Source organism: Sorangium sp. So ce887, from assembly GCF_051521455.1.
Classification (GTDB): domain Bacteria; phylum Myxococcota_A; class Polyangia; order Polyangiales; family Polyangiaceae; genus Sorangium.
Genome location: NZ_CP150354.1, coordinates 9,799,935 through 9,814,797 on the forward strand (window position 1 = coordinate 9,799,935; position 14,863 = coordinate 9,814,797).

The 14,863-nt window shown below is 68.6% G+C and carries 13 protein-coding genes and 1 pseudogene; 5 read left to right on the plus strand and 9 right to left on the minus strand.

Going from position 1 to position 14,863, the window contains the following annotated elements:
- Nucleotides 1–12 precede the first annotated feature (12 nt).
- Entirely contained in the window at nt 13–1,917 is a 1,905-nt protein-coding gene (locus tag WMF36_RS36740; protein ID WP_437575479.1) for a hypothetical protein, read from the minus strand.
- 648 nt (nt 1,918–2,565) lie between these two features.
- Between WMF36_RS36740 and WMF36_RS36745 the strand changes: the two are divergent.
- Nucleotides 2,566–2,661 (plus strand): annotated as a pseudogene (locus WMF36_RS36745) (protein adenylyltransferase SelO family protein); the annotation flags it as partial.
- Nucleotides 2,662–2,815: 154 nt separating this feature from the next.
- On the opposite strand, the gene WMF36_RS36750 reads toward WMF36_RS36745, so the two are convergent.
- The gene (locus WMF36_RS36750) at nt 2,816–2,992 is read right to left on the minus strand and encodes a hypothetical protein (RefSeq protein ID WP_437495098.1); all 177 of its coding nucleotides are present in this window, start codon (nt 2,990–2,992) and stop codon (nt 2,816–2,818) included.
- Nucleotides 2,993–3,151: 159 nt separating this feature from the next.
- On the opposite strand from WMF36_RS36750, the gene WMF36_RS36755 reads away from it, so the two are divergent.
- The gene (locus WMF36_RS36755) at nt 3,152–3,481 is read left to right on the plus strand and encodes a PilZ domain-containing protein (RefSeq protein WP_437480723.1); all 330 of its coding nucleotides are present in this window, start codon (nt 3,152–3,154) and stop codon (nt 3,479–3,481) included.
- Between the two features lie 300 nt (nt 3,482–3,781).
- On the opposite strand, the gene WMF36_RS36760 is transcribed toward WMF36_RS36755, so the two are convergent.
- Together WMF36_RS36760 and WMF36_RS36765 are read right to left on the minus strand one after the other, a co-directional pair.
- Nucleotides 3,782–6,190 (minus strand): hypothetical protein, encoded by a 2,409-nt coding sequence (locus WMF36_RS36760; protein ID WP_437575480.1) that lies wholly within the window; start codon nt 6,188–6,190, stop codon nt 3,782–3,784.
- A gap of 1 nt (nt 6,191) precedes the next feature.
- Nucleotides 6,192–6,797 carry a 5-formyltetrahydrofolate cyclo-ligase gene (locus tag WMF36_RS36765; protein ID WP_437575481.1) on the minus strand — a complete coding sequence of 202 codons (606 nt, stop codon included), beginning with the start codon at nt 6,795–6,797 and terminating at the stop codon, nt 6,192–6,194.
- Nucleotides 6,798–7,155: 358 nt separating this feature from the next.
- Here WMF36_RS36765 and mscL point away from each other — a divergent pair, with 358 nt between their 5' ends.
- The 3 genes from mscL to WMF36_RS36780 all read left to right on the plus strand — a co-directional run bounded on the left by mscL (nt 7,156) and on the right by WMF36_RS36780 (nt 8,880).
- On the plus strand, nt 7,156–7,605 hold the full coding sequence (gene mscL, locus WMF36_RS36770) for a large conductance mechanosensitive channel protein MscL (RefSeq protein WP_437575482.1): 450 nt from the start codon (nt 7,156–7,158) through the stop codon (nt 7,603–7,605).
- Between the two features lie 268 nt (nt 7,606–7,873).
- Entirely contained in the window at nt 7,874–8,143 is a 270-nt protein-coding gene (locus WMF36_RS36775; protein WP_437582001.1) for a transposase domain-containing protein, read from the plus strand.
- An 11-nt stretch (nt 8,144–8,154) separates the two neighbouring features.
- The gene (locus WMF36_RS36780) at nt 8,155–8,880 is read left to right on the plus strand and encodes a queuosine precursor transporter (RefSeq protein WP_437575483.1); all 726 of its coding nucleotides are present in this window, start codon (nt 8,155–8,157) and stop codon (nt 8,878–8,880) included.
- Nucleotides 8,881–9,242: 362 nt separating this feature from the next.
- On the opposite strand, the gene WMF36_RS36785 is transcribed toward WMF36_RS36780, so the two are convergent.
- The 5 genes from WMF36_RS36785 to WMF36_RS36805 form a co-directional block, all read right to left on the minus strand.
- Complete coding sequence (locus WMF36_RS36785; RefSeq protein WP_437582002.1) at nt 9,243–9,803, minus strand: RHS repeat-associated core domain-containing protein; 561 nt, start codon at nt 9,801–9,803, stop codon at nt 9,243–9,245.
- An 18-nt stretch (nt 9,804–9,821) separates the two neighbouring features.
- Nucleotides 9,822–10,295, minus strand: coding sequence for a hypothetical protein (locus WMF36_RS36790; protein WP_437575484.1), 474 nt, complete (start codon nt 10,293–10,295; stop codon nt 9,822–9,824).
- Nucleotides 10,296–10,817: 522 nt separating this feature from the next.
- Entirely contained in the window at nt 10,818–11,129 is a 312-nt protein-coding gene (locus WMF36_RS36795) for a hypothetical protein (protein ID WP_437575485.1), read from the minus strand.
- Entirely contained in the window at nt 11,126–14,110 is a 2,985-nt protein-coding gene (locus tag WMF36_RS36800) for an RHS repeat domain-containing protein (RefSeq protein ID WP_437575486.1), read from the minus strand. Before WMF36_RS36800 ends, WMF36_RS36795 begins: the two co-directional genes overlap by 4 nt.
- A gap of 341 nt (nt 14,111–14,451) precedes the next feature.
- On the minus strand, nt 14,452–14,850 hold the full coding sequence (locus tag WMF36_RS36805; RefSeq protein WP_437575487.1) for a DUF4279 domain-containing protein: 399 nt from the start codon (nt 14,848–14,850) through the stop codon (nt 14,452–14,454).
- Nucleotides 14,851–14,863: the final 13 nt, after the last annotated feature.

The following is a 14,863-nucleotide window of genomic DNA, read 5'->3' on the forward strand; positions in this document are numbered from 1 at the left end:
TCCTCCAGGCGATCACTTCATCGAGAAGTTGCAAGCCGACAGCGACGCCGCCCCCACGGTCTGGGTCATCGCCCAGTTGTTGAGCGACCGGATCTGCGCCTGCTCGGTCCTGAACGCGTACCCGTTCGCGAGCTGCACCTCGGTGCCGTTCCGCGGCCGGATGAACACCGAGTACCGCCTCGACCCCGTCTCGACCACCATCCGGACCGTGTACGTCGTCCCGGCCGAGTACGGGAACACCCTCGTCGCCTGGTAGCGCGAGCCGTTCCGCACCCGGACGTTGCCCTGCTCGTCGAAGATCACGCTCGCCGCGAGCTCGGTCCACGCGTCCGCCGCGCCGCTCGACAGCCCGACCACGCCGTCGATCTTCGACGCGCTCGGCGTCACGTCCCAGGTCGCCGTGAAGGTGCCCCACTGCGTCGTCAGCGGCGTATTCACCCACTCGCCGGCGTCCACGCTCGGGCACGACGGCGCCGGCGTTGGTGTCGTCGGCTCCGTCGGCGTCGGCGTCGGCTCCGTCGGCTGCGTCGGCTGCGTCGGCGTCGTCGTCGTCGTCCCCGAGCCGTGCTCGAAGGCGCCGATGTCGATCGCGCCCACCGAGGTCCGCCGCAGTGCGCCGCCGAAGGCCGCGATCGCCCCCTTCGGCGGGTGGAAGAGCGGCAGCGCCAGCGGCGACGGGAACGCGCGCCCCGAGATCCCCGACGTCTGGCTCACGCCGGCGTTGCGGAGCGGGCTCGACGCCAGCAGCGACACGTCGCGGTTGGCGATGCTCGTGAAGCCCGGATCGCTCACGATCCGCGTCCCCGTGAAGCCGGACGGCACGGTCGTGCCCGTGGACACGGCGTTGTTGACGCCCTTGATGAGCGGGCTGCCGGTCTTCCAGCTCGCGTCGTCGCGGAAGACCTGGACGCTCCCGCCCCCGACGCGGTGGAAGATATTGTTGTGCAGCTCGATGCTCTCGATGCCATCGAACAGGTGGATCGCCGCGCTCGACCCGGCCATCAGCAGGAAGGTGTTGTTCACGAACCGGTACCGCCCGTTCGTGTCGCCCGTGCCGTCGCCGCCGACGCGCACCACGTACTGCGTGTGCGTCTTGCGGAAGACGTTGCCGACAACGTCGGAGTCCTCCCGCGCGAGGTCCGGATCCTGCCCGTCAGGGCCGATGAGCTCGAGGTCCTTGTAGAGCCCGCCCTCGATCCAGTTATGGTAGATCTCGTTCCGCTCCGCGCGGGACTTCACCGCATTGCCGCCGTTTGCGTCGTGGACATAGCTGTGCTGCATCCGGAACACGGCGCCCGGATAAGCCGTCTCGTCCGTGGCCATGTAGATCGAGTGCTTCTGCGTCCCCTGCCCGCACTTGTAGACCTCCACGTACTCCAAGGTCAGCGAGCCCGAGTCGCCGTCGGCGCCGAGGATGCCGTGCGCGGGGCAATCGTGGACCACGGTGTCACGAATGGTGACATCGTGACCATGGTGGAAGATGCACCTAGATGTGCCACCGGTCACGTCGAACCCCTCGAGCACGACGTGGTTCGCATTGAGCTCGATGGTGTTGGTGCCGCCCTTGAGGACGGGGCGCTTCCCGGAGACGCGCTTGCCGCGGATGGTGATCTTCGCGGTGGGCGTGCCCCACTCCGTGATCCTGATGTTGCCCGAGTACGTCGCGTTGCCGTCGACCTCCACCACGTCGCCCGGCTTCAGCCGGCCCGCGACGTCGCCGAGGGTCTTGTAGGTCCGCGTCGGGCCGACTTGATACGTCGTGCCGGCGGCCTGCTCCTCCGCGTCCAGCTCCTCCGCGGTCACGTCCTCGTCGAGCGGCGCGCAGCCGAAGCCGACGATCGACATCGCCAGCAGCGAGGCGATGAACTTACCGGCAGCAAACGACCGCGACCCAAAGCCCTGAGAAATCGAATGCATGGCTTTTTCTCCCCCGGCGTCGTCGAACCCCTGTGGTGAACAGGACCGTAACGGGCGAAGGCCACAGGGGGCAGTAAGCTAGCCTCCCACTGTCCGCCTTCGCGCCGCGAACCATCGGTGCAGACCATTCAGCACCAGAGGGGCGGATACCGGCGCTCTCGTAAGATCACTTATTCCCGGATTGCCGCGAAGGGTCAAGACGAAATACTGCCGAAAACCAAACCAACGAGCAATTTGGTCGCACACTTGAGCCGTTTTTCACATCAAGGTTGCAAAATTCGATGCAAAACTGCAATGCGCAGTTCGTCCGCTGATGTGAGGAATGTATAACGAAGTGGTCGCCCGCCCGCTTCATCAAGGGCGAAATCCCGCTGAAATGTGGGGCAACGCCCAATACAACCGGGATCTCCACGCCATTCACTGACCTTCACCTACCTTGCCCCCGCGCTCTCGGGCTCCGAGGCGGCGTCCACGCCCCGTCGAGGCGAGTTTCTTCCCGGAGAGACGCTGCGTTCAGGGACAGGAACCCGCGCTGTGCGGAGCGGGTCGGTCTCGGCGATCTCGCTGCGTGTGCGCGGGGAGCAGCACCATTCATGCTTCGAGCCGCTGCCGCGGAACGTCGAGCGCGCGCCGCGGTACCACGGGCGCGAGGCGCTCTTCCGCGGCGACGAGCGCTCGCCCACGCGCTCGCCGCCGCTCGTGCGACTGAGCCGCTCTCATGTCCGATTCGGCAGCTTGTCGCGGCGGCGCCGCGGCCCCGGGGAACGAGGAGCCGCTCAGGAAGGAATATGGGGAAGGACGAATCGACTCGGGACGAGGCTTCGCCCTCTTTCGTGGATTCCCGGCTTCCTCCGGGATCCATGGGATCCGGCGCACCGAGCGGCGCCGGGCGGCGCGCTCAGCGCCTGCCCTTGAAGCCCATCATCTGCTGCACCACCGCCTCGCTCTCCTCGGCGATCGCGCCCTCCTGGGCCGCGCGATCGGCGCAGTCCTCACAGACCTTCTTCTTCTTGGTTCCGACCTTGATCGTCTTGAGCTCGTCGACCTCGCTGTTGCACTCGCGGCACGTGGGCATCGCCGGCCTTCCTTTCGCCGCGCCAGCATATCGCACCCGCGCCGGGATCGCGCACCCGCGCTGCGAGCGGCCTGCGGGGCCCGCCCGCCCGATGTTTGGCCCGGACGAGCCCCGCGGCCTAGGCTTGGCGCCCCCACGAGGACCCCAAGGAGGACCCCCATGGATCGTAGGCAGGGCGCGCGTGCGCAGGTCGACTTCCCCGTCTCGGCGCTCGTCGACGGCCACAGGCACCGGTGCCGCGCGATCGATCTCTCCCCCACGGGCATGATCGTCGAGCGCGCGCCCGCGCTCGCGGGCCGGGCGCTGCCGGCCCTCACCCCGTTCGAGCTCGACATCGGGGCCGGGCGCCCCATCCGGCTGCGCGCCCGCCCGGTCTGGGACCGCGACAACCTGCTCGCCGTCCGCTTCGTGGTCATGAGCGACGCCGATCGGCTCACGATCGCCGAGCACCTCGACGACAGAGCCCGGCGCCGCGAGCCACTCCATTAGAGAGGCCGCCCCCGACGCAATGCGCGCCTGCAAGGGTGAAATCGCAGGAGTGCAACACCCGGGGGATTTGCCCGGGACATCTATGCGAACTTGCGGGGAATTTTGATCTTCTCGCGGTGGCACGTGAGCTGCTAAGTCAGAGGGCAGCGTTGCTGGTGTGGCCTATCCCCCCCCCGGGCCCCGGCGACGCTTTTTCTTTTTGTCGCTCGCCGGATCGACGGGCCGTTCGCGCCGCCCGGCGCTCGATAGCGGCCCCCGCGCGGCGCCGGGACAGCCGCCCCGGAGCGGGGGCGCCCCGCGCTACGTGCGCGGCTCCCTGCGCCGGCGCGCGACGGAGATCGACGCCCGCGGGATGCTGGCGGCAGAGCGGCGAAGCTCGTCGAGGGCCTGCTCGGGCAGGCGCAGCACGCGGGGCTCGGCGGCGGGCGGCTCGGCAGGGGCCGTCGGGCGGGCGCCCAGGTACGGCCAGAGGCTCTCGCGGATGGGAGGCGGCAGCACGTTCTCCAGGTACTCGAGCGCGGTCCCGCGGAGGCGCCCGTCGTCGGCGTGGAGCGCCCGGTAGGCGATCTCCAGGGGCTCGCGCTCCAGGCAGAGCGAGAGCACCCGGAAGACATGCTCCAGGCTGCGGCTCGTCCGCTCGACGAGCAGGCGCTCGGCCAGGGGCGCCTCGCCCGGCGCGGATGCGTTCGCGGGCTGGGCGTCCCACACCCGGCGGTCGATCTCGATCTCCCGCGTCGCCGCCGCGATCACGTCCTCGCGGCGCAGGTGGATCGGCGCGCGATGCTGGAGCAGGCGCGCGAGCGCCACGCCGCACTGGTAGCGCACCTCGAAGCGCTCGTCGGCGAGGCCGAGCATCAGCCCGTCGGCGGCGCGCTGGGTGGGGCAGGCCTGGAGCACCCGCGGGATGCGGCGCCGGACGGCGACGCTCCCGGCCGGATCGAGCAGCGCGTCGAGGAGCTGGCCGGTCGCGCGGGGGGCGACGGCGCGGAGCGCGCGGACCGCCTCCGAGATGAGCCCCTCGCGCTCGAGGAGCGGGAGGAGGTGCGGGACGAGCGCTGGGTCCGGCTCCCGGACGAGCCCCCGGCGGATGCGCTCGGGGTCGCCCGAGCGGAGGTCGGCGATCACCGCGAGCACCGGATCGGACGCGATCGCGGCCGACGCGGCGCGCGCCGAGAGCGGCCCTTCGGCGACCTTGCGATCGCCCGCCGGAGACGCGCCGTCCCCGGGCGCGCGGCCGGAGAGCGGCCCGCGGGCGGAGAGCGGCGGGCCGGCGTACGACGTGCGCTCGCCGTCCCCGGGGGCGCGCCCGCCGACGGACCGCGCCGCCGCCCCCTTCCGGAGCGCGGCGAGCTCGGCGAGCACCCTGTCGCGGCTGAGCGCGTCGACGGTGCCGCTCAGGGTGCGGCGGGTGGTCGCGTCGACGACGCTGGCCGGGTCGAGCGAGACGGCGCCGGAGCGCAGGCTGCTCTCGAGCGCGGCCACGTAGCCCCGGTGCAGCCGCGGCGTGAAGAGCAGCGTGACGCCCACGGCCGCCGTGCCGAGGCCGATGAGGAGCGGCAGCGACCCACCCCCCGGCGCGACCACGAGCAGGACCATCGCGACGCCGCTGCCCGCCGCGGTGCCGATGCGGTCGAAGCCGACGTCGATGAGCGTCTTGATCGACCGCTTCTGGTCCGGCGGCAGGGGCGTGTAGAGCAGCTCGTAGCCCGACCGGAACAGCGAGTTCCGGAGCACCGCCTCGGTGGCGCGGACGATGGCGGCCGACCAGAGCCGCGGCGCGACGACGACGGAGAGGGAGCTCGTGAGGACGGCGGCCGGGAGGATGCCGATGGTGGCGGCGAGCCCGAGCCGGTCGAGCGAGAAGGTGGCGGCGAGCGACTGCGCCAGGAACGAGAGCAGGCTCACCGAGAGGTGGAAGAGGGCGAAGAACGAGAGCAGCTCGTTGCGGTCGCGCATCGCGGCGGCGGCCTCGGCGCTGAGGGCCACGTCGAACAGCGCGCCGCTCACGGCGCCGAGCGCGACGAGCAGGGCGAGGTCGCGCAGGTGGCTGCTCTCGCGCAGCGCGCGGAGCCCCGAGGCGTCGGCGCGCGGCCCCTCGCCCGCGGCGCCGGCCGCGCCCCCGTCCGGGAGGCTCGCGCCGAGGAGGTAGGTCGCCCAGGCGGTGAGCGCGCTCACTCCGGCGAGGGCGAGGAGCATGGTCGGGGCGTCCATGAGGTGGCTGGCGCGCCAGGCGAACAGGCCGCCGATCACGCCGCCGAGCGTCCCGCCGCCCGCGATGCGCCCCATGGAGTGGCGCGCCGTGTGGGGGTCGAAGCGCTCGTTGACGAGCGACCAGAAGGCGGAGATGAGGGTCGCGCCGAAGACGGCGATGTGCAGGTAGAAGACGAGGGCGGCCGCGCCGGGCGCGCGCAGGGCGAGGGCCCACTCCAGGACGAGGAGGACGGAGCTCGCGGCGCAGGTGGCGGGGACGACGCGCGCCGGGGAGAGCTGGAGGAGGGCGCGCGAGAGCAGGAGGACGGCGGCGAACGAGAGCACCGCGCCGGCGGCCATGACCTTGGGGACGTCGGCGGCGCCGAAGGTGGCGAGGAAGAGGGCGTCGCGGGTGGCCCGGCCGGCGACCTGCTGGGCGATCATCGTGCCGGACGCGATGGCGGCGATGAGGACGGCCCTGCCGCTTCCGCTCGCCTCTTCCACCTGTTCCTGCGGCATCCTAGGCGGGTTCGGCGGTGAGCACGCGGGCGTCGGTGACGAGGGTCCCGAGCGCGACGTCGCCCTCGGTCGCGGGCACCTCGGCGACGAGCTGGAAGTCGAACGCGACGCCGACGGCGTGCGCCGGGGGGCAGAAGCGCGGGAGCGTGCTGTCGTAGTAGCCGGCGCCGTAGCCGATCCGGTGCCCGCGCGGGTCGATCTGGAGGGCGGGGACGACGATGACGTCGAGCGCCGCGGCCTCCTCGTCGGCGGGGTCGGGCTCGCGGAAGCCGAGGCCGCGCTCCTGCATGGCCTCGGGATCGGCGACGAAGCGGAAGGTCATGACGCGCGACTCGGGGTCGATGGCGGGGTACGCCACCTGGACGCCGCGGGCCCGCAGGAGCGGGTCGAGCTCGCGGAGGTCGACCTCGTTGCGGTCCTCGATCGGGTAGAAGAGCGCGACGCGCCGGGCCGCGGCGACGGCCGGCAGCTCCGCGAGGGCGCGCTGGATGCGGCGCGACCGCTCGAGGAGGGCGTCGCGGGGGATGGAGTTGCGGACGGCCCGGGCGCGCTTCCGCAGCTCGGCTTTCGCGCGGTAGCGCAGGGCGATCTCGGCATCGGGATCCATGCTCGGGGGTTCCTCCGGCGCGCATCCTAGAGAGGCCGCCCGGGATCGGGGAACCGTCGTGTGAGAAATCGGCCCGCGGCGGCGCATGCGGTCACGGGTGTGGCGGTTTTGCAGGGGGTGGGGCGCGGCCGAGGTTCCAGCGGGGGCTGAGGCCGGCTCGGGGGGCGGCCGGGGGCGGCGGCGACCGGCGAGCCGAGGTGAGTTTACGGACGAGCCTGGTGGCACCGCTTGTGTTGACGGCCTCGCCCGCGTAGACAGCGTGGGCAGGGCGGATGTCAAAAGCGCCAAGGTTCCAATAAGGCAATGAGCGAGCCAGGGTGGCTGCCCGAGCAGGGGCCCTCGGCGGCGGGAGAGAGCGATGTTTTGGGAGGATTTCAAGAAGTTTGCGATTCGTGGCAATGTCATCGACATGGCGGTCGGCGTCGTGATCGGCGCCGCGTTCGGCAACATCATCAAGTCGCTCGTCGATAACCTGATCATGCCGCCGATAGGCCTGCTGACGGGCGGCATCGACTTCAGCCAGCACTACATCGTCCTGAAGGCGCCGGGCGCGCCCGGTACGTACGCGAGCGCCGAAGAGATGGTGAAGGCCGGCGCGGTCCTCCTCCAGTATGGCCAGGTCATCAACAACCTGGTGAGCTTCTTCATCGTCGCCTTCTGCGTGTTCCTGCTGATCCAGCTCATGGGGAAGCTCCACAGGAAGCAAGAGGAGGCGGTGACGACGAAGGATTGCCCCGAGTGCGCGATGAGCATCCCCCTCAAGGCGGTGCGCTGCGGGCACTGCACGGCGGCGCTGAAGGCGGCGTAGAGCCTTTCGGCGCGGCCCTCCAGCGCGCCGCTCATGAAGCTCCGAACGCCTCGCGCTCCCGCGACAGCCACTCCCGCAGCGGCTTGACCTGGAACGCCTGCGCCAGCGACCGCAGCTGCCCCGCCCACGGCCCGAGCTCCGGCTGCGCTGAGCGCCCTTGTCGGAGCCCGCGAATAGGTAGTTCTTCCTCTTATGTGGAGCTCCACATAAGAGGAAAAATTGGCTCTTTGTGGGCAGCAAGGACGGTGCCGAGTGGAACGCTACCATCGTGTCCCTCATCGCCTCCTGTGCGCTGCACGGCATCGAGCCCTGGGCCTACTTGCGCGACGTGCTGATCAGGCACCGCGCGCAGCGCGGGTCCAGGCCGCCGAAGGCGCCCGCGCAGCGGGGCGAAGCGCCTGGAGGCGCGCGAGGACGGTGCCACCCTCGCCTGGCGACGGCGGAGCTCCTCCGACGTGTCCGGTTGCGCGGCCACGGTCGGCAGGTGCGGGAACCAGCAGGATCGACCTTGCGGCCGACACGCTTCCATGATGCCTAGCCCCTCCGAACATGGACTCTCCCCGCGCCTTTCGCTTCCTGGATCTAGTCACCGCCGCCTTCGTCTGCGTCCTCGTCGTCAGCAACGTCGCCTCCTCCGCGAAAATCGTGGACCTGGGCTTTTCCCTCTTCGGAATCCCGATGGCCTTCGACGGCGGTACGCTGCTCTTTCCCGTAAGCTACATATTCGGCGATATCCTCACCGAGGTCTACGGTTTCCGGACCTCTCGGAGGGTCATTTGGACCGGTTTCGTCGCCCTGGCGGCCAGTTCCCTCGTGTTCTTCGTCCTGAAGGCGCTCCCCGGCGACTCCTCCTGGGAAGGAGTTGCGGGACAGGCCGCCTACAACGCCATCCTCGGCGGCATGAGCTCCGGGGGCATCGTCGCGGCGAGCCTTGCCGGATTCCTGATGGGCGGGCTCTCCAACTCCCTCGTGCTGGCGCGCCTGAAGGTGCTCACCGGGGGCAAGGCCCTCTGGATGCGGACCATCGGGAGCACCCTGGTGGGGCAGCTCGTTGATACGGTCGCCTTCGTCGTCGTCGCGAGCGCGGTCGGCGTCTTCGGCTGGGATCTCTTCGTCTCCCTGGTCCTGACCAACTACCTGTTCAAGTGTCTCGTGGAGGCACTGATGACCCCTGCGACGTACCGGGCCGTCCGGTTCCTGAAGGGAGCCGAGGGCATCGACGTGTACGACTGGGATCTCAGGATCGCCCTTCCCCGCCTCCGCCCGGGACGATAACGACTCCGGACGGCAGGTCCAGCTCGATGGTCCGGCCGCCGTCCGCGATGATGCGCAGACCAGCACGTCCAGCGCGAGTTGCCGCATTCCCAGGAACCGGCGGTGGACCTCGGCCCGCTGCTCCACCCACTGCGCGTGGATCTGCGCGATCTGCGCGCTGAATGCCGCCGCTCCCGCGACCGCCTCGCCGCGGCATCTCCGCGGCGCGTCGTTTCAGGGCGCATCGGCGTCGCCAGCGGCCGGAGCCCCGGGAGCGACGCTCGCGTCCACGCGTCGGGCAGAAGCTCGTGCTTCCTCCTTCGTCGCGAGGGGAACAGGTAACCGGCGCCGCGCGGACGGTCACGATGCCCTTGGCCGGGCGCTTACCGCTCAACTGCTCTTTCGGCCGGCTGCGCCGGCTGCGGCGCCGCTTGCTGCTGCCCAGCAGGCCGCGGTGCCAGCACCGGCTGCTGGTTCACGCCGCCCATGCGCACCGTCCGAGGCGGCGCCGCCGCCGGGCTGACGGGCGCCTTGCCCTGCGCCTGCTGCTCCGCCATGCGCTGCGTCTGGATCAGCCGATGGAAGCGCGCCCCCTCCGGCCCCGTCCAGCAGCTCGGGCTCCGGCAGCCCCCCATCCCCGCCCCGCCGGGCGGAAAGTTCCGATGCCCGCCCTGCGTCTGCCGCCCATCCGGGTCGACGAGGTTCACCGGATTGTTCAGCGTATAGCTGTACAGCCCCAGATTCCCCGGGTTGAACACGCACGCACCGGGCCCGCCCGCCATGTACTCGTCCAGGATCGGATCCGGGCTCAGCCATACATTGATCCGCGCGTCGTAGTACCGCGCCCCGAAGTAATACAGCCCCGTCGCCTGGTCGAGCTCCTTGCCGGTGAACACGTACGCCCGCCGCAGCTCGTACCGCGAGTCCGACGCGTCGATCCACAGCTCCCCCGTGTCAGCCGTTCAAGTGCGATGCTCAGCATCGTACTCTCCCGGCAAATAGTCATTATCTGAAAAGAGCGCCTGGTAAAGTCTCACTCTCTCAGGATCTGTGTCGAAGAGACGCAGCCCGATCGGCGTTTTCAGCACATCGAGACGAAGCACTTCGATCGCATGCTGCCTGCATACTTTTAGGATCCAATGTTCGCCCTCCGACCTGGCATCCGATTCGCATTGAACGTAAACATCCCAGCCCCTTGCGCCGGTTTCACGGAGGAGGACGGCATAGGAACCGACAAGAGAGATCTTCAGAGTCCACTGAACCCCCGATCCCTCAGGAGATATCGCGAGCACGCAGCTAACATCGCCGCTTAAATCCGTAATGTCCTCGACCGAGAAGCGACTCATCAGACATTGCTCGAGCTCTCGATATGGCTTTCGCTCGTACTCCTTGATCACCCAGTGAAAATCCGGATTCTCCAGGGATTTGTACTTCATCAGAATGACTTGGGATAGCTGGCTTGGCTCTGTCATAGCTTCACTGTGGCAAGGGGCCCTCGTGCACCCGACCCCAGGGTGAACCATGGATCTGTCCTTTTGCATCCATCGACACAAGGACCTGTGTCTGGTAGCCGCCGCCGCCTGAGCCGACGGCGACGGGGGTCCGAAAGTCGTGCAATTTCAGGTCGCCATTGCTAGCTCGGGCAGGGGCCCAGTCGGTCCCCCCTTGGCAGCCTCTGAAGATGATGTCGGCTGCTTCGCGACCGCCTGCCCCGCCTGCGCTGGCTGGGGCGGCTTCGTCTCCCCGGAGCCGTAGACCCCGTGTCCACGAGGGTCTAGCCCGGGCGCTCGACGGAGGCGTGGGTCTCGTCCATCTGAAGGCATGGATTCTGGTCGAGCCGGGAGATACGGAGGCAGCGGCCGACTCGGAGCTCAGTACGTTCCACAATGGGCACGACGACCTCGCCGGAACGACTTCAGCGTCGTGGGAGCGGGCTAGCGGGAGTGGTCCGAGAGCGTTCAATCCAACAGTGGCTCCTTTCGATGGAAAGCCCAAATACGGTTTTTGGGAATAGGTTCTGGCGCTGGCCTTCTCATGAGGCTGACATCGGTGGCGTGATCCTCGGGGAACGCTGCGATGAGCTCCGTTTCGACGAGAGACATCGCTTCCTCGTCCTCATCGCTGATCTCTCCATCGAAGTATGCCTCAAGCCGGATGCTTTTGTTATCATAGGTGACTGCAACAGCACGGAGATTCGCCGTCACCTCCCCCAGAAGCGCCTGCTGCACCGCGACAAGAACCGCGCAGCGTCTATCGTTGCTCTCTTTCATGGATTCGCTGGGACTATGTGCCCCCCGCCGGGCGGGAAGTTCCGGTGTCCACCAACCACTTGCCGCCCATCCGGGTCGACGAGGTTCACCGGATTGTTCAGCGTATAGCTGTACAGCCCCAGATTCCCCGGGTTGAACACGCCCGCACCGGGCCCGCCCGCCATGTACTCGTCCAGGATCGGATCCGGGCTCAGCCATACATTGATCCGCGCGTCGTAGTACCGCGCCCCGAAGTAGTACAGCCCCGTCGCCTGGTCGAGCTCCTTCCCGGTGAACACGTACGCCCGCCGCAGCTCGTACCGCGAGTCCGACGCGTCGATCCACAGCTCCCCGGTCGGGAAGTACTCGTCCCGCTGCGTCAGCGTCTGCTCGTTGTTCGACGCGAAGCTCGTGCTCCCCAGGTGATCCGGATGGTAGTAGAGCGTCGGCGGGTCCCGGAACCAGTCCGGATCCATCTTGCTCGCGATCCGCGTCTGCCCCGCATAGATGTGCTTGGTGATGAATCGCCCGTCCCGCAGCGTCAGGTGCTGGTCGTGGTAGGCCGTCTCCTCCTCGCCGCTCACGTAATGCAGGTGCACCCGCCGCGCACCGTCCCCGTCGTAGAGCATGCGCGACTGCTCCTGCCCGTTCTGCCTCACCCGGCTGACGCGGTTCTCCTCGTTCCACTCCGTCGTGCGCGTCGCCCCGCTCCGGTATACCCACCCGGTCTGGTTGCCGCTCGCGTCGTAGCTGATCACCCGCGGCCATGGATCCGACTCCGCCACGAGGTGCTCGTCGATGTGCCTCGGCGCATGCGGCTGCGGGCCCGTGTACCGGTACTCTGACCGGTACGTCTGCTCCCGGATCGGGTTGTTCTCGCACCAGTCCCCTTCGCACAGGTCCGCGCTCGTACCCGCCACGCCATCCGGCACGTAGCGATAGCTGGCCTGATCCTTGACCAGGATGTTCCCAATCTCGTCGTAGTCCAGCGACAGCCCGTACCGGTACTGCCAGCCTCTCGCGTCCTGGTACGTCCCTTTCGCCGACACAAGCTGGTACAGATCGTCGTACCCGTACTCCTGTGTCGTCGGCCCGACCCGCACCGACCCCGGCATCTCCTGCTCGTACGGCGCCTCGTTCCTCACCTGCTCCAGGTTGCCCGCCGCGTCATACACATACCGCATCCGCTGGAACGGCCTCGCCGGGCGGCCGCGCTCCACGAGGAACCGGTCGCGGTGGTCGGCGTTGACCTGCTCCAGCCGCCTCGACTTCTCGTAATACCTGTACGACGTCGCGATCCCGTTGCCTTGCACCACGCGCACCCGCTGCTCGAGCTCGTCGTACCCGATGTGCAGCAGGTACTGCGTCGTCACAGGCTCATCCGGGTGCTGCGGATTGATCTGCGTGTTCGTCCCGACCGCCGACCGGACCAGGCCGCCTCGATCATACCCGTACGTCACCACCTCCGCGCCGGAGCCGGGGAACTTCATCGACAGCAGGCGCCCGAACGACCGCCCCACCGTGTCGTACTCCGCCGTCGTCACGTTCCCCAGCGCGTCGGTCACCCGGACGAGCTCGCCGGCGGCGTTGTACCCGTACCGCGTCGCCAGCGTCGTCCACGTCTCCGACCCGTGCAGCCGATTGCGCTCCTCGACCGCCACGATCGCGTTGTCCACGTCCTGGTACGCCTTCCGCACCTTCCCTTCCGGGTCGATCTCCGTCGCCACGAACCTCGCCACCCCATCGAGCGCCTCGATGGCGTAGCTCGTCGTCGTCACCGCCTCGCCGGCCTCCGCCTCGTCGTCCGGCTCCCGCTGCTCCACCACGCGCGAGAGCACGTCGTGCTCGAACACCGTCGGGTGCTTCAGCGGCACGTCCACGAACACCGTCGCCTCGCCCGTGTCGAACACCGGCTGCCCCTGCAGCGCGACCCGCCCCCGCTCGTCGAGCACCACACGACCGCTCACGGTCATCCCCACGATCGGATCCGCCCCCGGCCCCTGATCCTTCTCCAGGTCCTTCTTCGTCTGGATCACCCGGTCGAGCCCATCGATGAACGTCACCGTGTCGATCGGATCCCCCGGGTGCTGCACGTCCTTGTGCCGCGTGCGCGCCCACGCCGGCACAGCGGGGCTCGCCCCCGGCTGGAGCGCGTACTCGAACGCGATCGTCACCTCCGCCGCCATGGGCGCGTCGTTCGGCCCGAACACCTCGGTCAGCCGGCCGAACCCGTCAAAGCCATAGTGCACCTCGTGGCCATTGACATCCCGGACCGCGCTCACCGCGCCATAACGGTAATCCGTCGACGTCTCCGAGATGTGCCCGAACGCATCCTCCACCGCGGACAGGTGCGTCTCCATGACGTCGTCGTACCTGTAGATGAGCAGGACGCCCCGCGGGTCGATCGCATGCTCCAGGTTCCCGTACGCGTCGTGCAGAAAATGCCAGCTCGGGTTCGTCGATGCGTCGCCCGTGTACGGCGCCCCCGTCGCCGGCTCCTTGCCGCCGATCACCGTGCTCGTGATCCACGCCACCGCCCCGGTCACCTCATCGTACCCCGCGGTGCGCTTGCGCAGCAGCGTGCCCGCGCTGTCGCGCGCCTCGACGCTGTCCGCCCGCACGATGTGCGGCCCGTCATACGTCACGTGGTGGATCGTGGTCGTGACGTCATCGTCGAGCGTGCCCGGCTCGCCGTGCTCCGTCAGCCGGATCAAATTCCCGCGATCATCCCAGTCGCGCTCCTCGCTCGTCTGCTTGCCAGGCGCGCTCGGGTCCGTGGTCTTCCCCTCGTACCACGACGTCGTCCGCAGCTCTTCCTCGGGGAAGAACGAGCCCGTCAGCGCCGGCTCCCCCCCGGGCGCGCGATACGCCACCTGCTGCCGGCTGAACAGCCGCCCCTCGGCGTCCTGCTCGATCACCTCCGCCGCGAGCCCGCGACGGTAATAGTCCTGGTTGTGGTACCGCGTGACCAGCTGCGAGCCGTCCTCCCGCGTCGCCGTCACCTGTGCGACCCCGTAGTCCTCGCGCTCCGCCCGAAGGCGAATCCATCGTTCACATGCAGCGCCCCGAAGGAGGTAGCCAACTGGAGGACATCCGGGAAGGGACCTGCCGCGCGACGGCCATCGTGCCTCTAGCCACAATAGCGGACCCGACGGCCACCACTTGGCCGTTCAACACGACGAGGACCGGAACTCCCGCGCCTTCGGTCGCCGCGGTGCCGGCGATGTCGAGGGCGGCGGAGCCGCCCATGGTGGTTCCGTCAGCCGCGTTAGGCAGGTCCGTGCCCACTCCCCTTTGCAGCATTCGGTGCGACGAGACCGCATGTAAAACGACGCGTCTACTCTTACTCTGCCCAGTTCCCTTCTGCGATATAAAGATCGACGTCAATGGACGCTCCCATTCGGCCAAGCCTTTCAATCACCGAAGGCGGAAACCAAATCGAAGGCACCTCCGAAGCGTACACAGCGCACGTGAGCTGCACATGATCACATCGCAGCGCCCGAATCTTTTCGATGATAGGATCCAGGCGACGAAGAAGAATATCTATTTGCTCTTCGAGAGGCGCGTCCGTATCGAGGAGCGCTTGAAATTCATAACCATTCTCTTTTTCAATCAGACCCGTTTCCTTGCGACGAGCGCCCTTGTGCCAACTATTGTCCGCTGGCGCCCCCAACTCTTCACCGATCTGCTCGGGCGACATTTGGTCACTCATCAATCGCAAACTTACACACGTCTTTTTCATGTTGTTCGAGCCC

What these genes read in the sequence shown, in the direction of transcription:
- WMF36_RS36750 (WP_437495098.1), bottom strand. Translation starts at nt 2,992, where the DNA reads ATGCCCACGTGCCGCGAGTGCAACAGCGAGGTCGACGAGCTCAAGACG.
- WMF36_RS36805 (WP_437575487.1), bottom strand. Translation starts at nt 14,850, where the DNA reads ATGAAAAAGACGTGTGTAAGTTTGCGATTGATGAGTGACCAAATGTCG.
- WMF36_RS36740 (WP_437575479.1), bottom strand. Translation starts at nt 1,917, where the DNA reads ATGCATTCGATTTCTCAGGGCTTTGGGTCGCGGTCGTTTGCTGCCGGT.
- WMF36_RS36755 (WP_437480723.1), top strand. Translation starts at nt 3,152, where the DNA reads ATGGATCGTAGGCAGGGCGCGCGTGCGCAGGTCGACTTCCCCGTCTCG.
- mscL (WP_437575482.1), top strand. Translation starts at nt 7,156, where the DNA reads ATGTTTTGGGAGGATTTCAAGAAGTTTGCGATTCGTGGCAATGTCATC.
- WMF36_RS36765 (WP_437575481.1), bottom strand. Translation starts at nt 6,797, where the DNA reads ATGGATCCCGATGCCGAGATCGCCCTGCGCTACCGCGCGAAAGCCGAG.
- WMF36_RS36790 (WP_437575484.1), bottom strand. Translation starts at nt 10,295, where the DNA reads ATGAAGTACAAATCCCTGGAGAATCCGGATTTTCACTGGGTGATCAAG.
- WMF36_RS36795 (WP_437575485.1), bottom strand. Translation starts at nt 11,129, where the DNA reads ATGAAAGAGAGCAACGATAGACGCTGCGCGGTTCTTGTCGCGGTGCAG.
- WMF36_RS36780 (WP_437575483.1), top strand. Translation starts at nt 8,155, where the DNA reads ATGGACTCTCCCCGCGCCTTTCGCTTCCTGGATCTAGTCACCGCCGCC.
- WMF36_RS36760 (WP_437575480.1), bottom strand. Translation starts at nt 6,190, where the DNA reads ATGCCGCAGGAACAGGTGGAAGAGGCGAGCGGAAGCGGCAGGGCCGTC.